This window comes from Variovorax gossypii (assembly GCF_003965815.1).
GTDB lineage: Bacteria > Pseudomonadota > Gammaproteobacteria > Burkholderiales > Burkholderiaceae_C > Variovorax > Variovorax gossypii.
Genome location: NZ_RXOE01000002.1, coordinates 942,830 through 964,941, shown reverse-complemented (window position 1 = coordinate 964,941; position 22,112 = coordinate 942,830). Strand labels below are relative to the sequence as shown.

The window sequence follows — 22,112 nt, the reverse complement described above, 5'->3', positions numbered from 1 at the left end:
CAGCTTCGGATTCAGACTCAGAGCTTCGGCACGCCGCCCGACCACTTGGGCCAGTTCGCGACGATGTGATCGACCACGCGCGAGCCCACCAGCTCGATGTTCTCCACCGTCTCGGCGAAGCCGCCGGCCGTCTCGCCCGGCGCGGGGTCGAGGTGCTGCAGCGTGGTTTCCTTCGGGTTGCCCTGGTCGAAGTTGACGGCGCCGCGCAGGCTCATCACGCGGTCGGTGCCGTGGGTGCGCTTGATGACGAGGGTGATGGCGGCGGCCTCCATCTCGGTGATGACGTAGTCGTCGGCGCCGTAGAGCTTGGCGATGTACTGCGCCTGCTTCGACATGCCGGGGCCGTGGAAGAAGGTGTCGCCGGTCATGTGCGTGCCGGTGCCGACGAAGGGTGCGCGGCGGGCCGCGGCGTCGGGGTAGCGCAGGCGGTACTTGCGGGCCGAGTCGGAGTCCTTCAGCGGCGTGTCGGCCGAGAGCTTCATGGCCCAGCCCACGAGGTCGGGGTTGAGCTTGAAGCGACGGTATTCCTCGTAGCCCTTGCGCGGCATGAAGGTGGGCTCGCCGGGCTTGTTCTCCTCGGGCGCCCAGCGGTGGCCGAGGTCGTAGTCGACCAGCCAGGTGGCCCAGCTCACTTCGCCGATGGTGCCGCGCGAGGGCGGCGTGCCGGCCACGCCGGAGATGACGTAGTAGCTCTGCGAGAAGTCGAACTGCGGGTTCAGCAGGATGGCCTGCATCGACGACGACGAGTTCACCTTGCCCATGCCGAGCACCGAGCCGCACACGCCGTCGGCGTTGCAGTACACGGGCTGCAGCGCGCCGGGCACGGCGATGGGCTTGGCGTCCTTCCAGTAGCGCTCGTACCAGTGCTGGAACTCGCCGGCGCGGTCGCCGGTGTTCTTGCCGATCTCGAACATGGCGGCGACGAAGACCTTGACCTTCACCGGCGCGGCCGGGGCCTGCGTCGAGGCGGTCATGGTGGACGTGGAGGCGCAGGCCGTGAAGAGCAGCGCCGCGGCGGGCACGGCCAGCCAGCGGACGGCGAGAAGGGAAGACTTGAAAGAACTCATTCTGGAACCCGGTGAGAAAGAGAAAACGACAGGACTGGCACCGCAAGCGCACCCGGCGCACCGCCGGCGCCTGCGGCGTCCTACAACCGGCGATTGTCGGTGCTGGCAAAAGCGCGGTGTAACGCCACCACGCAAGCCCCATGCCGGACTCCTCCCCTTCTTCGTCTTCTGCCTCGCCCGCCAAGCCTCCGTCCAGGCCGGCGCCCATCTCCAACGGCCTGGTCTACGTGAACCCCGACATGCCCGGCATCCGCCGCCTGAAGCACGGCGAGCGCTTCCGCTACCGCGATGCCCGGGGCCGATGGGTGCGCGATGCGGACGATCTCTCGCGCATCCGCATGCTGGCCATTCCGCCGGCCTACACGCAGGTGTGGATCTGCCCGCTGCCCAACGGCCACCTGCAGGCCACCGGCATCGACGCGCGCGGGCGCAAGCAGTACCGCTACCACGCCGACTGGCGCTCGATGCAGGACGAGACCAAGTTCGACCGCCTCGAGGCCTTCGCGCTCGCGCTGCCGGGCATCCGTGCCCGCGTGGCGCGCGACCTGCAACTGCCTGCGGGCCGCAAGGCGCCCGGCCGCGCCCAGGTGCTCGCGGCGCTGGTGCGCCTTCTCGACACCACGCTGCTGCGCGTGGGCAACGAGGAATACGCGAGCAGCAACGGCTCATTCGGCCTCACCACGCTGCGCAACCGGCACGCGGCGGTGAAGGGCCGGGCACTCAGGCTGCGCTTCCGCGGCAAGAGCGGCGTGATGCACGAGGCGCAGCTCGACGACCCGCGCGTGGCGAAGGTGGTGCGGCAGTGCCAGCAGCTACCGGGGCAGGCGCTCTTCCAGTACGTGGATGCCGGCGACGAAGGCGATGACGGAGAAGGCGAACTGCACGGCGTCTCGTCCACCGACGTGAACGACTACCTCGCCGAAGCCGCCGGCGGCGAGCGCTTCACCGCCAAGGATTTCCGCACCTGGCACGGCACGGTGCAGGCGCTGGAGCTCACCCGGCTGGCCTGCGAGCCCGGCCGCACCGCCGCCGACGGCAGCCGCTTCAGCGCCAGGGACATCCTCGGCGCGGTGGCGAAGCAGCTGGGCAACACGCCGGCGGTCTGCAGGAAGGCCTACGTGCACCCGGCCGTGCTGGCGCTGGGCAGCGCGCTGTCGGATGGCGACGAGGCCACCGCCGCGCTGTTCGAAAAGATCGGCGGCAGCCGCAGCGCGAGGCCTTCGCGCGGGCTGCATGCAGCCGAGCGCCGGCTGATGGCGTTCCTGAAGGCGCACCGGCGCGAACAGGGGCGCGCCAGCGCGAGCACCTCAGCCACCAGGAGACAGAGAAAGGGGAAAGAAAAGGAAAAGGCTCAGGTCCGCGTCACGAGCACCAGGCGCACGCTGGCGGCATCGAGCGCCACCGCGTAGCCCAGGTCTTCCGCGAGGTTCTGCAGCGCCACGGCGTCGATGGCCAGCGCGCGCGGCGCGCGGTGGGCGTCGAGCACGGCCTCGGAGGCGCCCGGCTCGCGCGGCAGCGCCGTGAGGCGCAGCGCATTCGCGCCGTCGGCCTCGATGCGGATGGCACCGGCCTCGTCCGCGCCGTCATGCAGGTAGCCCATCGCGCCGAGGAACAGGTAGCGCAGCGCGGCCGCGGCGGGCCAGAGGTGTTCGTCGTCGGACGGCGCCAGCGAAGGGTCCGTTTCCAGCGCCACGCCGTGCAGATCGAAGGCCGAGCGCATCAGCGTCACGCATTGCGCCACCAGCGCGCTGCGGGTGATGCCGTCGTCGACGGTGGCGAGCTCCCAGTCGCGCAGCGAGCGGATGGCTTCCACCAGCTCCGAAACCTGGCTGTCGATCAGCCCCACCCGCTCCTCGCAGGCCGCCGCATCGACGGTGGCGGCGCCGATCTGCCGCTTGAGCATCAGCAGCGCCATGCGGATCACCGAGACCGGAGCGGCCATGTCGTGCCGCAGGGCGGGCAATGCGCGGGTAAGAAGTTCGTGGCGCACGCCGGCGGCGATCCAACTGCGCGCGCTGGGGGAGGATTTCATTGGGCGGTGGCCACGGGCTTCGGGTTCATCATCGGCAGGATCAAGAACTGCTTGGCTCCAGAAACGTTCTGGTAACAAGTATGAAGTATGGCGCGCGCCCGCAGGTGTAGGAGGGTGCCTACCATGACGCCACCACGGCCCGCCGGGCCTTCCGGCCGCCGCCGGCCCGCTCAGGGCTTGCCGAGGTAGGCGCGCACGTCCTTCACCTCGACGCCCGCCGCGGCGATGGCCGAGCGCAGCTGCGCCTCGGTCACGCCCAGCGTCCGGGTCCAGTAGCGCACCTCGTGCGCCTCGTTCACGTTGATGCGGGAGGCATCCTGCGGCCCGCGCTTGTTCAGGTCATCGGCCATGATTGGGTTTCCCTATCGGTGGAGGTCCTGTTTGCATGGAACCCCACCATGCGGCGCCCGCGCGGTGCGTGCTGGAGGACTTCGGCGCGCCCGCTTGCAGGAGAAGGCCGAAGCGAGACCGAAGCGGCGCCCGGGTTGGGAATGTCCGGAAACGGCGTGCCGGCGCCCTCCTCCGCTCCTAACTTCGGGCTGCACCAACTCCCGACCCTCACGTGATGACCCCGGAACAGAACAAGCGCGCCGTCACCGACGCCTGGAAAGCCTTCGCGAGCCGCGACCGGCAACGCATCGAAGCCGTCTTCACCGACGACGCCGAATGGCTCGCGCCGAAAGGCAACGCCACGGCCGTGGCGCTCGGCGTGCCCGACCACATGATCGGCCCGGTCGCCATCGCGCGCTTTCTCGTGGACGACTTTCCGAGGCTCTTCGTGGCCGACGTCGCCGTGAGCTTCTCGCACCTGCATTGCGACGGCGACACCGTGATCCTCGAGGAGCGCATGCAGGCCACGCTGGCCGGAGGCAGGCGCTACGACAACGACTACTGCTTCGTCTTCGAGCTGCGCGAAGGCCGCATCGCCCGCGTGCGCGAGTACATGGACACGCGCAAGGGCCACGCGGCGATCTTCGGCTGAACCCGTTCGCTCAACTCACGGCCGCGACGCAGCGCGCCTTCAACTCCCGCTTGAGCAACTTGCCGTTGGCCGTGGTGGGCATCGCGTCGATCAGCTCGATGCGCGCCGGGCGCTTGTAGGGCGACAGGTTCTCGGCAAGATGTGCGCGCAGCGCCGTCTCGTCGAGCACCGCGCCGGGCTTCAGCTCGATGAAGGCGACCACCTGCTCGTTGCCGTCGGCCTCGGGCACGCCGATCACCGCGCACAGGTGCACGCCCTCGAAGCGGCCGATGACCGCCTCGATCTCCGCCGGGTACACGTTGAAGCCCGAGCGGATGATCATTTCCTTCAGCCGGCCCACCACGAAGAGCGCGCCGTCGTCGCCGAAGCGCCCGAGGTCGCCGGATGCGTACCACCCGCCGGGCCGCATCACCTGTGCAGTGGCAGCGGCGTCGCGGAAATAGCCGAGCATGAGGCCGGGGCCGCGCAGCCAGATCTCGCCGGTGTCGCCTGGCGGCACGTCGTTGCCGTCGGGGCCCACGATGCGGGCCTCGCCGCCCTCCACCGCATGACCGGCCGAGGTGTCGGCGCGCGGTGACTCGGTGCGCGTGAGAAACACCGAGCCCGCGTACTCCGACAGCCCGTAGCCGTAGTGCAGCGGCTGGCCGAAGAGCCCCTCCACGCGCTGCTTGAGCGCCGGATCGAGCGGCGCCGAGCCGGTGTAGACGTAGCGCAGCTGCGGAAAGCGCGGCGCGGCGCCTTCGGCCTCGATGTGGGCAAGCAGGCGCGCGTACATCGTCGGCGGGCCGAGCAGGTTCGACACCTGCTCGTGCGCCAGCGCCTGCAGCACGTCGGCCGGCGAGAAGCTGCCGCGCAGCACCAGGGCGGCGCCGCCCGTGAGCGCGGCCATCAGCACCGTGCCGATGCCGAAGATGTGCGTCATCGGCAGGAAGGCATAGACGCGGTCGTTCTCGTCCAGCGCACGCACCCGCGCAGACACGCGCCCGAAATGCAGCAGGCCACGGTGCGACACCATCACGCCCTTGGGCGTGCCCGATGTGCCGGAGGTGAAGATGATGGCGGCCGTGTCGGCCAGCGCCGGGTCGGGCTCGGTGCGCGCGTCGTCGCGGGCGGCCGAGCACATCACGCCTGCAAGCGAGGTCGGTTTCGCACCGACCCTCTGCGCATGCTTTGCAGCGGCCTCGGAGGCTCCGGTCGTGAAGCAGCAAAGCCGCGCATCCGCCCGTTCGGCGATGGCCGCGATCTCGCCCGGCGACATGCGCGCGTTCACGCCGCACGACCACGCGCCCACGCGGCTGCAGGCCATGAGCAGCGCGATGTGCGCGGCGCAGTTCTCGGCCACCAGCAGCACGCGGTCGGTGGGCCGCACGCCGGCCGCGAGCAGGTCCTGCGCGGCGGCATCGGTCATGGACTGCAGTTGCGCGTAGGTCGTGGTGTTTCCGGGCTCGAGGAGAAAGACCGCATCCGGCGTTCGCTCCGCGCGCTCTTCCAGCAATTGATGAATCCGCTGCATCTTCTATTCCGCCTCGATGCCCTTGGAGGCCGTCGCCCACAGCTGGCGGTCGGCCTTTCCCTTGGTCGCCAGCACATCGGCCGCGCCCGACCACACGTCGTAGCCCTGCTCGCGCAGCCGGCTGGCAATGTCCTCGCGCGCCAGCATCTTCTGCGCGGCGGCGTTCATGCGGGCGACCATCGCGGGGTCCATGCGCGCCGGGCCGTAGAGGCCGAACCAGCCGCCCACGTCGTAGCCGGGCACGCCCGACTCGACCATGGTCGGCACCTCCGGCAGCATGCGGTTGCGCTGGCGCGAGGTGACGGCCAGCGCGCGCACCTTGCCCGTCTGGATGAAGGGCTTGGAGGTGGCGATGATGTCGAACATCATGGTCACGGTGCCGGCCATCACGTCGGCCAGCGCCGGCGCGCTGCCCTTGTACGGCACGTGCGTGAGCTGCACCCCCGTCATCTTCTCCAGCAGCGCGCCGCTCAGGTGGTTGGAGGCGCCCACGCCGGCCGATCCGTAGAACACCTTGCCAGGCCGCGCCTTCGCATAGGCCAGCAGCTCGGTCACGTTGCGCACCGGCACGTCGTTGTTGACGACCAGCACGTTGGTGTAGTCCACCAGCGGCGCTATGGGCACCAGGTCCTTCATCGGGTCGAAGGCCATCCTGCGCTGCACGTTGGGGTTGATGGTGATGGTCGGGCTCGCGCCGAAGAACAGCGTCGCGCCGTCGGGCGCGGCCTTGGCCACCGCGTCGCCGCCCAGCGAACCGCTGGCGCCGGGGCGGTTGTCCACGATCACCTGCGTGCCCAGTTCCTGGCTCAGCGCGGGCGCGAGCAGGCGAGCCGCGCCATCCACCGGACCGCCGGCCGAATAGCCGACCACCAGCTTGATGAGCGAAGGCAAGGGCTGCTGCGCGAATGCACGCTGCGACAGCACGCCGAGTGCCGCACCGCCGGTCAGCGCGGCCATGAGTTGGCGGCGCGAGAAGTGAATCGATGTCATGAGCGTTGTCTCCTGTTGTTGATCTACAAGTCAGGCTCAAAAGCCAAGCAGGACTGTTCTTTCGTGAAACACCGCGGAACCGGCTTTGCCGGGCCGCAGGTGTTGCCCCCGGTAGGGGGTTGGCGAAGCGACACGAAGTGCGCGAAGACTGGGGGCGAGCCTCATACGGGCAAGTCCAGAACCTGCCGCGCGAGGATGTTGCGCTGTATCTCGTTGGTACCGCCGTAGATCATTGCGGCCGTGGAGCCGATGAGCGGCGAGAGCACGTTGAAGCTCTGGCCGTCGAGCACCTGGTCGCCGGCCACCGCGCCCTGCTCCTCGCCGGCCTCGACCAGCAGCGCGCCGATGCGGTGATAGGTCTCGCTCGCCCAGACCTTCAGCAGCGACACCGAAGCCGGCAGCGGCTTGCCTGCGCGCACGATGTTCGCGAAGCCGGTGTAGGCGGCTGAGAGGTCGAGCACGTCGAGCCGCAGTGCCGCGAAGCGCTGCGCGAACACCGGGTCGGCAAAGAGCCGCCGCGCCTGCGCCAGCCGCGCGAGCTGGCCCAGCGCGTACTGCGACTGCTTGGGGCTGCCGAGGAAGATTCGCTCGAAGCCCAGCAGCGCCTTCGCGATGCTCCAGCCGCCGTGCAGCTTGCCCACGAGGTTCTCCGCCGGCACGCGCACGTTGTCGAAGAACACCTCGCAGAACTCCGGCTCGCCCGCCAGCGTGTGAATGGGCCGGATGGTGATGCCCGGCGTGCGCAGGTCGCACAGCAGGAAGCTGATGCCCTCCTGCTTGCGCGCGTCCTTGTCGGTGCGCACCAGCATGAAGATGTGGTTGGCGTCCTGCGCGAGCGTGGTCCAGATCTTCTGGCCGTTGACGACGAAATGCTCGCCCTGTGCGTCGCGCGCCGGCATGGCCTCGGTGCGCAGGCCCGCGAGATCGGAGCCGGCGTTGGGCTCCGAATAGCCCTGGCACCAGACATGCTCGCCGCTGAGGATGCGCGGCAGAAAGCGCTGCTGCTGCTGTGGCGTGCCGTGCTGGATCAGCAGCGGTCCGATCATCACGATGCCCTGGTCGGGCGCGCGCGCCACGCCGTACTGCTCCAGTTCCTCGATCCATGCGATGAGCTTGTCGGCCGGCAGCCCCATGCCGCCGTGCGACTGCGGCCACGCGGGCGCGACCCAGCCCTGCGCCGAGAGCGTGAGATACCACTCGCGCATCTCGCTCCAGCGCGCACGGTGCGAGAGGTAGCGCAGTTGCTGCGGGTAGCGCTGCTGCAGGAAGGCGCGCACCATGCGGCGGAAATCGGCCTCGGACATCGAGGACCAATCGGCGGTGCGCGGGAATTCGCCTTCCCATGCGGCGGAGACCGCCACCGTGTCCGCATCGCCGCTCAGCGCCGCATGCCTGCGCTGATGCGCGCTCACATTGCCCAGCCACGCCGAAAGGCACAGCACGCGCTTGTAGAACAGGCTCAGGTCGCACTCCTGCGTGTAGCCGATGGCGCCGTGCAGCTGCACGGAAGCGCGCGAGGCCTGCAGCGCGGCGGCGGTGCAGCGCGCGTTGACGCGGCTGGCCTCGGCCTCGAGCCGCTGCGCCGGCAGGCCCTGCGCCGCCAGCGCCAGCACCTCGTCCAGCGTGGCCTTCGCCACTTCGAGATGGATGAACATGTCGACGCAGCGGTGCTGCAGCGCCTGGAAGCTGCCGATGGGCTTGCCGAACTGCGAGCGCGTGCGCAGGTAGGCCAGCGTCTGTGCCAGCATGGCCTGCCCCGCGCCCAGCAGCTCGGCCGACTGCAGGATCTGGCCGGCCGCGAGCGCATGGCGCAGGGCCTCCTGCGCGGCCGGGCCTTCGGCCAGCACCGCATCGGCCGGCAGCGCCACCTGCTCGAAGCGCAGGTTCGAGGCCTGGCTGCCGTCGACCAGCGGCACCGGCGTTTCGATCACGCCTTCGGTGCCGCGCGGCACCCACAGCAGCACGGCATCGTCTTCGCCGCGCGCCGACACCAGCCAGCCGCTGGCGGCCGCGCCGGGCAGCGCCATGAGCTTTTCGCCCTGCAGCAGCACGCCGCCCCGGTGCCCGGGCCGTGCCTCGCAACCGCAGGCCAGCGGCACGGCGCTCAGGTCGCCGGCGCTTTCCTGCCAGGCCAGCGCGGGCAGGGTTCGGCCCGCGACCAGTTCGGCGAGCAGCGCGCTCGCACCGGGCGTGCCCAGCCGAGCCAGCAGCAGCGCGCCGAGGCCTGCCACAGCCAGCAGCGGTTCGGGCGCGGCATGCTCGCCCGCTGCGCGGAAGATCTCGGCCGCGCCGTCAAGCCCCAGCGCGAGGCCTCCGGCCGATTCGGGTGCCAGCATGCCGGTCCAACCGAGTCCGGCGATGTCCTGCCAGCCCTCGGCTTCGTCGCCGCCCGGGCGCTCCATTCGCGCGCGCCGCCGCTGGAGCGCACGGCTGCGGGTGAAGTAGTCGAGCGCCGATTCGCGCACTGCCGAAAGTGATTCGAGGTCCATCGCCGCAGCGTGCCCGAAGACCCCGCCGGGCGGCATTTGCATTTGCCGAAGGGAGGGTTTCACAATCAGAGAGCCGCTGCGCGCGTGCGCGGGCTAGATTCGGCCCATGACCACCAAGATCAAGAAATCCCTGCACACGGAGCTGGGCCACAGCACGCCCGACAGGATCACCGTGCGCGGGCGCGACCTGCCCTCGGAGATCCTCGGCCACCTCAACCTCGGCGACATGGCCTTCCTGGAGCTGACCGGGCGCATCCCGACGCCGCAGGAGTCGGTGACCTTCAACGCCATCGTCGTCACACTGGTGGAGCACGGTGTCACGCCCAGCGCGCTGGCCGCGCGCCTCACCTATGCAGGCGCGCCCGAGGCGCTGCAGGCGGCCGTGGCGGCCGGCCTGTGCGGGCTGGGCACGGTGTTCGTCGGCAGCACCGAGGGCGCCGCGAAGATGCTCTACGAGGCGATCCCCTTCGGCGAGAAGCCCTCGCGTCCGCTGGCCGACATGGCGAAGGACATCGTGGCCGACCACCGCGCGCGCAAGCTGATCGTGCCGGGGCTGGGCCATCCGCTGCACAAGCCCATCGATCCGCGCACGCCGAGGCTCTTCCAGATCGCGGCGGAGAACGGCCTTTCCACGCACTACGTCGCGCTGATGCAGGCGGTGCAGGAAGAGGCCGAGCGCGTGTCGGGCAAGTCGCTGCCGATCAATGCGACGGGTGCCATCGGCGCCATCGCGGCCGAGTTCGGCTTTCCCTGGAAGATCATCCGCGGCTTCGGCGTGATGGCGCGGGCCATCGGCCTGGTGGGCCACATCCTGGAGGAGATCGACGACCCGATGGCCATCGAGATCTGGCAGCGCGTGGAAAAGGAAGCGGGCGGCCCCCGCCAGGACTGAGCCAAGACCGATGAACAACGCCAACGACAAGAACTTTCCCGACATCCGCGACGCCGTGCGCGACCTGTGCGCGCAGTTTCCCGACGCCTACTTCCGCAAGGTCGACGAGGAGCGCGGCTACCCCGCCGACTTCGTCGACGCGCTCACCAAGGCCGGCTGGATGGCCGCGCTGATCCCGCAGGAGTACGGCGGCTCGGGCCTGGGCCTGACCGAGGCCTCGGTCATCATGGAAGAGATCAACCGCTGCGGCGGCAACTCCGGTGCCTGCCACGGCCAGATGTACAACATGGGCACGCTGCTGCGCCACGGCAGCGAGGCGCAGAAGCGCGCCTACCTGCCGAAGATCGCCAACGGCGAACTGCGCCTGCAGTCCATGGGCGTGACCGAGCCCACCACCGGCACCGACACCACCAAGATCAAGACCACCGCCGTGAAGAAGGGCGACCGCTACGTCGTCAACGGCCAGAAGGTGTGGATCTCGCGCATCCAGCACTCCGACCTGATGATCCTGCTGGCCCGCACCACGCCGCTTTCGGAGGTGAAGAAGAAGTCCGAGGGCATGTCGATCTTCATCGTCGACCTGCGCGAGGCCATCGGCAAGGGGCTGGAGGTGCGACCCATCCTGAACATGGTGAACCACGAGACCAACGAACTCTTCTTCGAGAACCTGGAGATTCCGGCCGAGAACCTGATCGGCGAGGAAGGCCAGGGCTTCAAGTACATCCTCGACGGACTCAACGCGGAGCGCACGCTGATCGCGGCCGAGTGCATCGGCGACGGCTACTGGTTCATCGACCGGGTCACGAAGTACACGAAGGAGCGCGTGGTGTTCGGCAGGCCCATCGGCCAGAACCAGGGCGTGCAGTTCCCGATCGCCGAATCGTTCATCGAGGTGGAAGCCGCCAACCTCATGCGCTATGAGGCCTGCCGCCTGTTCGACGCGCACCAGCCTTGCGGCGCGCAGGCCAACATGGCGAAGTACCTTGCGGCCAAGGCGAGCTGGGAGGCGGCCAATGCCTGCCTGCAGTTCCACGGGGGCTTCGGCTTCGCCTGCGAATACGACATCGAGCGCAAGTTCAGGGAGACGCGGCTCTACCAGGTGGCACCGATCTCGACCAACCTGATCCTGAGCTACGTGGCCGAGCACATGCTCGGCCTCCCCCGTTCGTTCTGAAGGACTTCCCATGAACTCCATCGACCATCCGAGCAAGGTGCTCGCGACTTTCGCGGCCGACCTGAAGTTCGCCGACATTCCCGCCCCCGTGCTGCGCCGCACAGAAGACCTGATGCTCGACTGGCTGGGCTCGGTGCTCGCGGCCCGTACGGCGCGGCCCGTACGCAGCATCGAGCGCTTCGCTCAGATGATGGGGCCCGCCGAAGGGCCCAGCGAACTGCTGACTTCGCGCCGCACCACCTCGCCGGTGTTCGCGGCACTGGTCAACGCGGCGGCTTCGCACTTCGTGGAGCAGGACGACGTGCACAACGGCTCGGTGTTCCACCCGGCCGCCGTCGTCATCGCGCCCGCGCTCGCGGTGGCGCAGAGCATCGGCGCGAGCGGCGCGCAACTGCTCACGGCCGTGGTCGCCGGCTACGAGGTCGGCATCCGCGTCGGCGAGTTCCTCGGCCGTTCGCACTACAAGACCTTCCACACGACGGCGACCGCGGGCACGCTCGCGGCCGCTGCTGCAGTGGGGCGCCTGCTGGAACTCACGCCGCAGCAGATGCTGCATGCATTCGGCTCCGCAGGCACGCAATCGGCCGGCGTGTGGGAGTTCCTGCGCGACGCGGCGGACTCCAAGCAGCTGCACTGCGCGCACGCTGCGGCAAGCGGGCTGATGTCGGCCTACCTCGCGCAGGACGGCTTCACGGGCGCCGCGAAGATCCTCGAAGGCGCGCAGGGCCTGGGCGTGGGCATGTCGAGCGACGCCGACCCGGCGAAGCTCATCGACGGCCTGGGCACGCGCTGGACGCTGGCCGAGACCTCCTTCAAGTACCATGCCTCCTGCCGTCACACGCACCCTGCCGCCGACGCGCTGCTGCAGGTGATGACGCAGAACAGGCTGAAGCCCGCGGACGTGTCGCGCGTGACCACGCACGTGCACCAGGGTGCCATCGACGTGCTGGGCCGCGTCGACGTGCCCGCCACGGTGCACCAGGGCAAGTTCTCGATGGGCACGGTGCTGGGCCTCATCGCCGTGCACGGCCGCGCGGGCCTGGGCGAGTTCGACCGCGATTTCCTCGCGCCCGAGGTCTCGGCCTTCCGCGAGAAGGTGGCGATGCAGCTCGACGAGGAGGTCGACACGGCCTACCCCGCGCGCTGGATCGGCAAGGTCAGCGTGCAGACCGCCGACGGCCGCACGCTGCAGGGCCGCGTGGACGAGCCCAAGGGCGACCCCGGCAACAGCCTGAGCCGCGCCGAGATCGAGGACAAGATGCAGCGCCTCGCGCACTACGGCGAAGGCGCGACCGCCGACGAGGCCAAGGCGCTGTGCCAGCGTGTCTGGCAGCTGGCCGACACGCCGCGCGTGGGGCGCTGGCTGGCCTGAGGACGTTCAGGCCGGCGCGGTCCAGGCGAAGAGCCGTCCGCAGCCGGGCGAGCGTGCGTCGAGCCCCGCGGTGCGCGCAAGGTCCCAGAAGCCGGCTGGCGAGCTGGACACCACGGGCACCTGCAGGCGCTCCTCCACCTCGCGCACCGCATCGAGCGTGACCAGCCCGCCGCACGAGATCAGGATGCCGTCGGCTCCCGGCTGCGCCTCGAACACCTTCACGCACAGGTCCACCAGCGCCCTGGTCGGCACCTTGCCCACGGCCTGCACGTCGGAGATCGAAAGGCCTTCGAGCGCCAGCGGCTCGAAGTCGCTCTGCTCCAGGTAGCCGCGCAGCTGCGCGTTGACCTCGTCGATGTAGGCCGTGGCCACCGCCACGCGCCGCACCTTCAGGTGGCGCAGCCCGTTGACGATGGCGTTGCTCATGGTCGTGCACGGCAGGCCGGTGGCGCGCGCCATCTCGACCTCGAGCTGGCGGTTGAAGGTCGCGCCGCGGAAGAAGCTCAGCGAGGTGCCCATGAGCGAGATCGCGGAAACGCCCTCTTCCTTCTTCAGCTCGACCGCCTTCGCGACCACCGAGTCGATCACGTCGAGGTAGCCGCGCGTGGAGATTTCTCCCAGGCCAAGCCCGCGCGCGCTGAAGCGGATGCGCTCGCCGTACAGCAGCGGTCCGTCCACCGGCACCGCGCCCGCGGCGGGCGGCACGATCAGTCCCAGATGAGGCTGCGCCATGCTCAGCTCCCCTCGGCGACGATGCGCTGGTCCTCGATGATCTTCTTCCACCGCGAGGTCTCCGCTGCCATGTCCTTGCCGAGCTGGGCCGGCGTGGAGTAGGCGCGCAGCGTGCCCTGCGCGGCGGCAGCGGTGCCGGCTTCCGGCGTGTCGAGCACCGACTTCACCGCGGCCGAGAGCTTGTCGACGATGTCGTTCGGCGTGCCGGCCGGCGCCAGCACGAAGATGCGCGGCGCCACGTCGAAGCCGGGCAAGGCGTCGGCCAGCGGCGGCACGTTCTCCGCGCCTTCGAGCTTGGCCGTGTTCATCATCGCCAGCGCGCGCAGCTTGCCCGCCTTGGCCTGCGCCATGCCGGCCGTGGCGCTCACCACGCCCAGGGGAATCTGGCCGCCGATCACGTCGGGCACGATCTGCGCCGCGCCGCGGTAGGGCACGTGCACCACCGGGCTGCCGGTGGCCTGCTTGAGCATCTCGAAGCCCAGGTGCTGCACGGTGCCCACGCCCGAAGTGGCGTACGAGTAGCGCGAGGCGTTGGCCTTGAGCTCCTTCACCAGCTCCGCCGGCGTCTTCGCCGGAAAGTCGTTGCTGGCCACGATCATCAGCGGCGAGATGAAGGCCCCCGCCACCGGCCTGAAGCTGGTGAGCGGGTCGATCGCGATCTTCGGCTGCAGCAGCTTGGCGGCGAGCAAGGCGCTGTCGCCCATCATCAGCGTGTAGCCGTCGGGCGGCGCCTTGGCGACGAAGTCGGCCGCGATGAGCCCCGTTGCGCCGGTGCGGTTCTCCACCAGCACCTGCTGGCCCAGCACGTTCGACAGGCGCGTGCCGAGCAGCCGCGCCACCGCATCGACGCCGCCGCCGGCGGAGTAGCCGACGATGAGGCGGATGGGCTTGTCGGGGTATTTCTGGGCCCAGGCCGCGGGCGCCACGAAGGCGGCCGCGAGGCCCAGGGCGGCCATCGCGCGCAATGCATGGCGGCGCGCGGGTGGTCGAATCGCTTGTCTGGCTTTCATCATGTCTCCGTTGTCTTGATCGGACGCCGGCCGTCTGTCGCGGCCCGGTCGTGAAGGAAGAAAGTGTCGCCCCCGCGGCGACGCGGGCCGCTCAGGCCTTGCCCTTGCCGTGCGAGGTCGGCAGCTTCGCCAGCTCTCGCACTCGCTCGGCATTGGGCGCGAAGCCCAGGCCGGGCGTCTCGGGCAGCGTGAGCCAGCCCTGCTCGGGCACCGGCAGGCCATCGAAGATCTGCTTGAGCATCTGCACCGCCACGTAGTGGTACTCGACCAGCCCGCCGTTCGACACGCCCGCATGCAGGTGCATGTTGTGGAAGGGCCAGGCGCCGCCGTTGTCGATGGGCACGTTGAAGGCCTGCGCCATGCCGGCGATCTTCAGCACCTGCGAATAGCCGCCCGAGATGGTCACGTTGGGCTGCAGCACGTCGGCCGCCTGGTTCACCAGCAGATCGCGGAAGCGGAAGGCCAGGCCCTCGTTCTGGCCGCAGGCCAGCGGGATGCGGGTGCGCGCGCGCAGCTGGGCCATCTGCCGCACGTCGTTCTGCGTGAGCGGCTCCTCGAAGAAGCTGATGCCGTAGGGTTCGATGCGGTGCGCCAGTTCGGTGGCGTGGAACAGGTCGAGGCCGCAGTTGGCGTCGACGTAGAGCTTCACGTCGGGGCCGACCGCCTCGCGCACGGCGGCGACGCGGCGCACGTCTTCGGCGATGACCTCGTCGAGCGGGCGCGGCTCATCGCGGCGCGCGAGCGCATGGTTGCCGACAGTCATCTTCAGCCGCTGGAAGCCCTGCGAGACCCACAGCTTCGCCGCCGCCGCGAGCTGGTCGCGCTCGAAGAAGCCGAAGCCGAAGGTGGCGTACACCGGCACCTTCGCGCGCGCGCCGCCGAGCAGGCGCCACAGCGGCTGGCCCAGCGCGCGGGCCTTGATGTCCCACAGCGCGATGTCGAGCGCGGCGATGGTGTGGCTGGCGTAGCCGGTCTGGCCGCGCGGCGAAAGCAGCCAGTAGAGCTTTTCCCACAGGCGCTCGGTGGCCATCGGGTCTTCGCCGATCAGCGCCGGGCCGGCCACCTCGCGCACGGCGGCGGCGATGATCTCCTCCTCGGTGATGGCCGTCATGCCATGGCCGACGAGGCCGGTGTCGGTCTCGATCTCGGTGAGGCACAGCGACAGCGAGGTCTGCTTGTTCATGCCGACCACGTCGATGGTGACGGGAATGTTCAGCGGCGTGGCGCTGACGCGAACGATCTTCAAGAGTGTCTCCTTTGTTGGTGCGCGCATCTTTGCGTGCGAACCGCGGGAGAACAATTCGTTTTTGGCGAGTTCGAGCCTTCGCGTGGCGCGAAGGCTGCCGCAAGAACCCGCTCAGTCGGGCAAGCCCAGATGCTCCAGCACCGAGCGCGCGGCCACCGTCAGGTCCTGCTGCCTGCGCACGCACAGCAGGTGGCGCCTGTTGGCCCAGGGCGCGTCGAGCTTCAGGCAGCGCAGCTTCAGTATCTGCAGCTGCGGCAGGATGGCCGCGTAGGGCAGCACGCCGATGCCCGCGCCCTGCTCCACCATGCGGCAGACCATGTCGAAGCTGCCCACCTGCATGCGCACCTTCAGCGGCACCTGCGCCTCCAGCGCCGCGGCCAGCAGCACGCGGTGCAGCGCCGTGCCTTCGCGCACCACGATGTGGTCGTGGCTCAGCACCTCGTCGACGCCGATGCGCCTGCGCCGCGCCAGCGGATGGTCGCGCGCCACCACCACGGCCAGTTCGTCGGTGCGATACGGCAGGCACTCGAGGCCCTCGGCGGGCGTGTTGCCCTCGATCACGCCGATGTCGGCCAGGCCCGCCTGCACCGCCTTCACCACCTCGGTGCTGGCGCGCTCCTGCAGGTCGATCTTCAGCACCGGATGCAGGCGCAGGAAGGAGCCGATCTGCGCCGGAAGAAACTGCGCGATGGTCGAGGCATTGGCCGTGATGCTGACCACGCCGGCCACGCCGTTCTGGAAGTCGTCGAGCTCGGCGCCGAGGCGGTCCATGGCCGAGAGCACGGCGCGCGCATGCAGCAGCAGCCCGTGCCCCGCCGAGGTGAGCGTGACGCCGCGCGCATGGCGCACCAGCAGCGGCAGCCGCGCACGGGCCTCCAGGTCGGAGATGCGCTTGCTGGCAGCCGCCAGCGCGATGTGGCAGCGCTTGGCGCCCTCGCTGATGCTGCCGTTGTCGGCAACGGCCACGAACAGGCGCAGCGACTTCAGGTCGGCCGACATGGCTGCGGCCTCCTCAACGCGCTGCGAGGTGGTCGAACAACTCGCGCGCCAGGGCGGGCAGCTGCTCGCGGCTGCGCGCGATCAGCTTCAGCTCGCGCTCGGCCCAGGTGTCGCTGAGCGCCACGGTCGAGATGCGCATCGCCATCGAAAGCCGCTGCGCCGACGACATCGGCAGCACGCCGATGCCCACGCCCGCTTCGATCATCAGGCAGATGGCCTCGAAGCTGCTGACCTGGATGCGCGGGTTGAAGCCGCGCCCCGCAAGCTCGGCGCGGCGCTGCAGGAAGCGATGGATGGCACTGCCGTGGTGCAGGCCCACGTGCTGTTCATCGAGCGTGTCGGCGAAGGCCACCGAGGGCGCACCCGCGAGCCGGTGCGTAGTGGGCACCACCAGCACGAGCTGGTTGCTGCCGAAAGGCCGCGCGTCGAAGTCGCCCGTGTGCACGTCGCCCGCGAGGATGCCGATGTCGGCCTCGCCATCGGCCACGGCGCGCACGATCTCTTCGCTGAGGTACTCGCGCAGGTCCACCTGCACGGCCGGGTGCTGCGTGAGAAAACCCGCCAGCTTCTGCGGCAGGTATTCGGTGATCGAGGTGGTGTTGGCGAACACCCGCACATGGCCCTTGATGCCCTTGCCGAAGTCCTGCATGTCGCAGCGCAGGTGCTCCATCTGCTGCATCACGCGCTTGGCGTGGTAGAGCACCGCCTGCCCCGCCGCCGTGAGGCTCACGCCCTGCGCGCTGCGGTGCAGCAGCTTGCCGCCCACGGCCTCCTCCATCTGCTTGATGCGGGTGGAGGCCGCGGCCAGCGAGATGCAGGCCTTCTCCGCGCCGCGCGTGAGGCTGTGCGCGTCCGCCACGTAGACGAACAGTTTCAGGTCGAACAGGTCGAAGTGCAGGTTCACCGGGCGCCGGTATCAGGGGGAAACGGAACGCGCATTGTCCGGCGAATGAGGCTGCTCGCCGCCCTCTGCGGGTTTGTCCTCAGACCGGGTCCCAGCTGAACACGTCGGCCGAGCGGTCCAGCGGGTAGAAGCTGGCGCGCATCGCGGGCATGGCGTGCTCGGCGATGCTCTGCGGCGTCCAGCCCTCCGAGCGGTGGATGGAGCGAACCGGGCGCGGCTGGCTGATGAGCGAGATCTCGTTGTTGCGCACCGAGAAGATCTGGCCGTTGACCGCACCGGCCGCGTCGCTCGCGAGGTACACGGCCAGCGGAGCGACCTTGGCCGGCGTCATCTGCTTGATCTTGTCGACGCGGGCGCGCTGCTCGTCGGTGTCGGTGGGAATGGCGCCGATCATGCGGCTCCAGGCGAAGGGCGCGATGCAGTTGGAGCGCACGTTGAATTTCTGCATGTCCAGCGCGATCGACTTAGACAGCGCGGCAATGCCGAGCTTGGCCGCCGCGTAGTTGGCCTGCCCGAAGTTGCCGATGAGGCCCGAGGTGGAAGTCATGTGCACCAGCGCGCCCGACTCCTGCTCCTTGAAATGCGTGGCGGCGGCACGGCTCACGTAGTACGCGCCGTACAGGTGCACCTTGAGCACCGAGTCCCACTCGTCCACCGACATCTTGTGGAAGAAGCGGTCGCGCAGGATGCCGGCGTTGTTCACCACCGCGTCGATGCGCCCAAAGTTCTCGACCGCGCATTCCACGATGCGCACCGCGCTCGCGGCATCGGCCACGCTGTCGGTGTTGGGCACGGCCTGTCCGCCGGCCGAGCGGATCTCGTCGACCACCTGCTGCGCGGGGCCTGCGCTGCCGCCGGCACCATCGAGCGCCGCGCCGATGTCGTTGACCACCACCTTCGCGCCATGCGCCGCCATCGCCAGCGCGATGTCGCGCCCGATGCCACCGCCCGCGCCGGTGACGACGACCACTTTTCCTTCAACCATTTGTCTGCGCTCCAGATGTTCATTCGACCGCGGACTCGCGGGTGAAATCCAGAATGCCACAGGCGGGGCTGGAGCGGGTTTCGGGTTTCCGAAGAGGGGCTTCGGCGGCGGGGCCCGCAGGCCCGTCGGTTTACTGCCTCGCCGTCCGGATGTTCGGCGGCAGCGCCTGCGGCCAGCTCGTGCGGAACGGGTTGATGTCCAGGCCGCCGCGCCGCGTGTAGCGCGCGTACACCGCGAGCTTGTTCGGCTTGCAGCGGGTCCAGATGTCCGTGAACATGCGCTCGGCGCAGGGCTCGTGGAACTCGTTGTGGTTGCGGAAGCTGATGATGTACGCGAGCAGCCCCGCCTGGTCGATGGGCGGGCCGCTGTAACGGATCTGCACGCTGCCCCAGTCGGGCTGGCCGGTGACGAGGCAGTTGCTCTTCAGCAGGCGGCTGGTGAGCGTTTCGTTGACGGGCGCCTGCGTGGTGTCGCTGCTCAGCAGCTCGGGCGTGGGCTGGTAGTGGGTGCACTCGATGTCGAGGCGGTCGAGGTCGAGGCCGTCGAGTTCGTGCACCGGCTCGCGGTCGAACATGTCGGGCGCGAGCAGGCTCACGCCGATGGTGGCCTGCTGGTCGCTGCCGCGCCATGCGGCTTCCGACAGGTCGGCGCGCAGGCGCTCGCGCACGGCGTCTGCGCTCGCGAACTGGCTGTTGTTGAAGCTGTTGAGGTAGAGCTTGAAGCTCTTGCTCTCGATGATGTTGGGCGTCTCGCAGGGAATGGTGAAGTGCGCGATGGCCAGCTGCGGCTTGCCGCGAAGGTTGAGCCAGCTCACCTCGAAGGCGGTCCAGAGGTCGGCGCCGAAGAAGGGCAAGGCGCCGGTCTTGATGCCCATGGCCTCGCGCTGCGTGGCGCGCGCGATGGGAAAGAGCAGCGTCGGGTCGTAGCGGTCGGCGTAGGCCGAGGCGCGGCCCAGTTGCGATTGCTCGGGGGTGTTGGGGTTGTGCGGGTCGTGGCTCATGATGGTCTCGTATCTGCGGCATCCGCCGCCTGGGCGAACGGTGCGATGTGGTTGGCGAGGATGTTGCACACCTCGGGCGGCAGGTCGTGGCCCATGCCGGGAATGGAAACGAATTGCGAGCCCGGAATGCGCCGGGCCGTGTCTTCGCCGCAGGCGATGGGCACGAGCGCATCGGCGTCGCCGTGCAGCACCAGCGTGGGCGAGCGGATGCCCTGCAGTATGCGGGGGCGCTCGTCGTCGGCGCCGATGGCCAGCATCTGCCGCAGCAGTCCGGCCGGGTGGTACGCGCGACGCAGGCCGAAGGTGAGGCGCTCGGCCAGTTCCTCGTCGGTCTGCGGGTAGGCCGGGCTCTGGATGAGCCGCAGCAGCCGGATGCTGTGCGCGACCAGCGCGGCCTCGTCGCGGCTGGCCGGGCGGCGCATGAGCATGGTGGTGACCTCGCGGCGCGGGCCGGGCAGTCCGCGCGCGCCGCTGGAGCTCATGATGCTCACGAGGCTGGTCGTGCGCTGCGGCGCGAAGGCCGCGATGCGCTGCGCGATCATGCCGCCCATGGAGGCGCCGACGATGTGGGCCTTCTCGATGCCCAGCGCGTCGAGCACGCCGAGCGAATCGATGGCCATGTCCTGCAGGGTGTAGGCCGAGCGCACCTTCAGGCCGAGGCGGTGGCGGATGGTCTCCCACACGATGTTGCCGGTGCCGGCATGGTCGAAGCCCTGGCTCAGGCCGATGTCGCGATTGTCGTGACGTATCACGCGAAAGCCCGCGTCGGCCAGCTGCCGCACGAAGGCCGTCGGCCACGCGACGAGCTGCATGCCCAGGCCCATGATGAGCAGGATGACGGGGCGCCCCTCGCCTCCGGTGTCGTCGACTTCGATCTGCAGCCCGTTGGCGGTGACTTTCATCGGGTCCTTGCTTGTTCTTCCGCTACTTGAACTCGCGCTCGCGCAGCCACTTGGTGGCGACCCACTTCTCGCCCGCCAGCACCGGCGCGCCGCCGTGCAGGGTGCGGGTGACGGGGTCGGGCCGGTCGTAGCTGAAGAACACGCCGCAGCCGCGCGCCGGGGCCACTTCGAGTCCCACGTCGGGGAAAGTGGTGGCGCCGCCGCCCTCGGGCTCCTGCAGGTACATCACCAGCGTGGCGACGCGCTGCCCGCCGCGCTTGAGGATGGTGGGCGTGCCGGGCTCGTTCGGGTCGAAATAGTCGTAGTGCGGGCGGTATTGCGCGCCGGGGGCGTAGCGCAGGATCTGCAGGCCCTCGCCGAACTCGAGCGGCCAGCGCAGCAGCGCGGCAATGCGCTGCTCGAGGCGCGCGACGATCTCGTTCTCGCCGCGCTCGAAGAACATGCCGTCGCTGGTGCGATCGACGTTGAGCACCTCGCCGCCGGTGCGCGTCTCGACGGTGAGCGAGCGCGCGAGCCGCACGCGCGCGGCGGCGATCAGGCCTTCGCATTCCTCGGCAGACAGCAGGTTGCCGAAAACCACCACGCGCGGGTGCCGCATGGTCTGCAGCACCTGCACGCGGCGGTCGCCCGCATCGATGTACAGGGGCGCGCCGTCGAGGTCGGGCCCGGGCATCTTCGCCTGCACGGAAGGCAGCGCGACTTCCACGTTGGGGAAGCCGGCTTCGAGCTGGGCCAGCGCCACGTCGGCGGCGGCGTCGTGCCAGCCGGCCGCGCGCATCGAGGCGCGCAGGGCCGGCACCGAATGCCCGGCGGCGAGCTGGGCAACCAGCCATTCGCGCAGTTCCGGACTGATCGCTTGGGACATCTCAATACTCCTCCACGCCGCGGCAATCCCCGCAACGCATGAAAAAACCGCCACGCCCCATTCCGGGAACACCGCGGAACCGGCTCTGCCGGGCCGCCGGTGTCGCCGCCTGAAAGACAGGCTGGCGCAGCGACACGAAGTGCGCGAAGGCCGGGGTCAGTCCAGCCTTCTCCTGAACACCAACCTGTCGGGTTTGGACACTTCCGCGTCGAAACCATAACCCTCGAGGTCGAACTTTTCCAGTGCCTTGGGCGTGGCCGCCTTGTGCTGCACGGCCCAGCGCGCCAGCAGGCCGCGGGCGCGCTTGGCGAAGAAGCTCACGATCTTGTACCGGTCGCCCTTCCATTCCTCGAACACGCATTCGACCACGCGCGCCTTGAGCACCTTGCGGTCGACCGACTTGAAGTATTCCTGCGAGGCGACGTTGACCACCACGGGGGTGCGGTCGGCCGCGAGGCGTTCGTTCAGGTGCTCGGCGATGCGCGGGCCCCAGAAGGCGTAGAGGTCCTTGCCGTGGCGGTTGGCCAGCTGGGTGCCCATTTCGAGGCGGTAGGGCTGCAGCAGGTCGAGCGGGCGCAGCAGGCCGTAGAGGCCGCTGAGGATGCAGACGTGGTCCTGCGCCCAGGCCAGCTGGGTTTTCGTGAGGGTGCGGGCGTCGAGGCCGCCGTAGACGTCGCCGTCGAAGGCGAAGGCGGCCTGGCGGGCGTTCTTCGGGGTGCTCTTGCTCGACCAGGCCTCGTAACGGGCCACGTTCAGTGCCGAGAGCTTGTCCGACAGGCTCATGAGCTCGGAAATCTGCTGGGGCGACTTCTCGCGCAGCAGCTTGATGAGTTCGACCGAGGGGCCGCGGGGCGATTCGAAATGGGGTTGGGTGGCGGGGAGTTCGGAGGGGACCGGGGTGTCGTAGTCGAGTGACTTTGCAGGGGAAAGCAGGAACAGCATCCCGGAATTATCAGTG

At 69.5% G+C, this 22,112-nt stretch carries 21 protein-coding genes; 5 read left to right on the top strand and 16 right to left on the bottom strand.

Annotated features, from left to right (window positions below; genetic code table 11):
• Positions 1-17: 17 nt before the first annotated feature.
• On the bottom strand, positions 18-1,067 hold the full coding sequence (locus tag EJP69_RS12135) for a purine-nucleoside phosphorylase (protein ID WP_126470294.1): 1,050 nt from the start codon (positions 1,065-1,067) through the stop codon (positions 18-20).
• Between the two features lie 140 nt (positions 1,068-1,207).
• On the opposite strand from EJP69_RS12135, the gene EJP69_RS12130 reads away from it, so the two are divergent.
• The gene (locus EJP69_RS12130; protein WP_126470292.1) at positions 1,208-2,476 is read left to right on the top strand and encodes a DNA topoisomerase IB; all 1,269 of its coding nucleotides are present in this window, start codon (positions 1,208-1,210) and stop codon (positions 2,474-2,476) included.
• Here the strand turns inward: EJP69_RS12130 and EJP69_RS12125 are convergent.
• Complete coding sequence (locus EJP69_RS12125) at positions 2,419-3,099, bottom strand: hypothetical protein (protein ID WP_093205348.1); 681 nt, start codon at positions 3,097-3,099, stop codon at positions 2,419-2,421. The genes EJP69_RS12130 and EJP69_RS12125 overlap by 58 nt on opposite strands.
• A gap of 170 nt (positions 3,100-3,269) precedes the next feature.
• Positions 3,270-3,449 carry a DUF3606 domain-containing protein gene (locus EJP69_RS12120; protein WP_093205350.1) on the bottom strand — a complete coding sequence of 60 codons (180 nt, stop codon included), beginning with the start codon at positions 3,447-3,449 and terminating at the stop codon, positions 3,270-3,272.
• A gap of 215 nt (positions 3,450-3,664) precedes the next feature.
• Here EJP69_RS12120 and EJP69_RS12115 point away from each other — a divergent pair, with 215 nt between their 5' ends.
• Entirely contained in the window at positions 3,665-4,081 is a 417-nt protein-coding gene (locus tag EJP69_RS12115) for a nuclear transport factor 2 family protein (protein ID WP_126470290.1), read from the top strand.
• Positions 4,082-4,091: 10 nt separating this feature from the next.
• Here the strand turns inward: EJP69_RS12115 and EJP69_RS12110 are convergent, their stop codons facing one another.
• From EJP69_RS12110 to EJP69_RS12100, 3 genes are all read right to left on the bottom strand, one after another.
• The gene (locus EJP69_RS12110) at positions 4,092-5,594 is read right to left on the bottom strand and encodes a class I adenylate-forming enzyme family protein (protein WP_126470288.1); all 1,503 of its coding nucleotides are present in this window, start codon (positions 5,592-5,594) and stop codon (positions 4,092-4,094) included.
• 3 nt (positions 5,595-5,597) lie between these two features.
• Entirely contained in the window at positions 5,598-6,584 is a 987-nt protein-coding gene (locus EJP69_RS12105; RefSeq protein ID WP_126470286.1) for a Bug family tripartite tricarboxylate transporter substrate binding protein, read from the bottom strand.
• 161 nt (positions 6,585-6,745) lie between these two features.
• The gene (locus tag EJP69_RS12100) at positions 6,746-9,073 is read right to left on the bottom strand and encodes an acyl-CoA dehydrogenase family protein (RefSeq protein WP_126470284.1); all 2,328 of its coding nucleotides are present in this window, start codon (positions 9,071-9,073) and stop codon (positions 6,746-6,748) included.
• 106 nt (positions 9,074-9,179) lie between these two features.
• Here EJP69_RS12100 and EJP69_RS12095 point away from each other — a divergent pair, with 106 nt between their 5' ends.
• The 3 genes from EJP69_RS12095 to EJP69_RS12085 are packed head-to-tail and all read left to right on the top strand — an operon-like array spanning position 9,180 to position 12,511.
• A complete protein-coding gene (locus EJP69_RS12095; RefSeq protein WP_093205361.1) occupies positions 9,180-9,965 on the top strand; it encodes a citryl-CoA lyase in 786 nt (261 codons plus the stop codon).
• Positions 9,966-9,975: 10 nt separating this feature from the next.
• Positions 9,976-11,139, top strand: a complete 1,164-nt coding sequence (locus tag EJP69_RS12090; protein WP_126470282.1) for an acyl-CoA dehydrogenase family protein — start codon at positions 9,976-9,978, stop codon at positions 11,137-11,139.
• A 10-nt stretch (positions 11,140-11,149) separates the two neighbouring features.
• Positions 11,150-12,511 (top strand): MmgE/PrpD family protein, encoded by a 1,362-nt coding sequence (locus EJP69_RS12085; RefSeq protein WP_126470280.1) that lies wholly within the window; start codon positions 11,150-11,152, stop codon positions 12,509-12,511.
• Positions 12,512-12,517: 6 nt separating this feature from the next.
• Here EJP69_RS12085 and EJP69_RS12080 read toward each other — a convergent pair whose 3' ends face one another.
• The 10 genes from EJP69_RS12080 to yaaA form a co-directional block, all read right to left on the bottom strand.
• Positions 12,518-13,243, bottom strand: coding sequence for an arylmalonate decarboxylase (locus EJP69_RS12080; protein WP_093205368.1), 726 nt, complete (start codon positions 13,241-13,243; stop codon positions 12,518-12,520).
• 2 nt (positions 13,244-13,245) lie between these two features.
• A complete protein-coding gene (locus EJP69_RS12075; RefSeq protein ID WP_126470278.1) occupies positions 13,246-14,253 on the bottom strand; it encodes a Bug family tripartite tricarboxylate transporter substrate binding protein in 1,008 nt (335 codons plus the stop codon).
• A gap of 91 nt (positions 14,254-14,344) precedes the next feature.
• A complete protein-coding gene (locus EJP69_RS12070; RefSeq protein WP_093205370.1) occupies positions 14,345-15,499 on the bottom strand; it encodes a mandelate racemase/muconate lactonizing enzyme family protein in 1,155 nt (384 codons plus the stop codon).
• A gap of 111 nt (positions 15,500-15,610) precedes the next feature.
• Positions 15,611-16,498 carry a LysR family transcriptional regulator gene (locus EJP69_RS12065; protein ID WP_093205373.1) on the bottom strand — a complete coding sequence of 296 codons (888 nt, stop codon included), beginning with the start codon at positions 16,496-16,498 and terminating at the stop codon, positions 15,611-15,613.
• A 13-nt stretch (positions 16,499-16,511) separates the two neighbouring features.
• The gene (locus tag EJP69_RS12060) at positions 16,512-17,402 is read right to left on the bottom strand and encodes a LysR family transcriptional regulator (RefSeq protein WP_093205376.1); all 891 of its coding nucleotides are present in this window, start codon (positions 17,400-17,402) and stop codon (positions 16,512-16,514) included.
• Positions 17,403-17,481: 79 nt separating this feature from the next.
• On the bottom strand, positions 17,482-18,387 hold the full coding sequence (locus tag EJP69_RS12055) for an SDR family NAD(P)-dependent oxidoreductase (protein ID WP_126470276.1): 906 nt from the start codon (positions 18,385-18,387) through the stop codon (positions 17,482-17,484).
• Between the two features lie 130 nt (positions 18,388-18,517).
• Positions 18,518-19,387 carry an NADPH-dependent 7-cyano-7-deazaguanine reductase QueF gene (queF, locus tag EJP69_RS12050; RefSeq protein WP_093205378.1) on the bottom strand — a complete coding sequence of 290 codons (870 nt, stop codon included), beginning with the start codon at positions 19,385-19,387 and terminating at the stop codon, positions 18,518-18,520.
• Positions 19,384-20,289 carry an alpha/beta fold hydrolase gene (locus tag EJP69_RS12045; RefSeq protein ID WP_126470274.1) on the bottom strand — a complete coding sequence of 302 codons (906 nt, stop codon included), beginning with the start codon at positions 20,287-20,289 and terminating at the stop codon, positions 19,384-19,386. Before EJP69_RS12045 ends, queF begins: the two co-directional genes overlap by 4 nt.
• 22 nt (positions 20,290-20,311) lie before the next feature.
• Entirely contained in the window at positions 20,312-21,154 is an 843-nt protein-coding gene (locus EJP69_RS12040; protein ID WP_093305845.1) for a 2OG-Fe(II) oxygenase, read from the bottom strand.
• A 156-nt stretch (positions 21,155-21,310) separates the two neighbouring features.
• Positions 21,311-22,096, bottom strand: coding sequence for a peroxide stress protein YaaA (yaaA, locus tag EJP69_RS12035; protein ID WP_093205384.1), 786 nt, complete (start codon positions 22,094-22,096; stop codon positions 21,311-21,313).
• Positions 22,097-22,112: the final 16 nt, after the last annotated feature.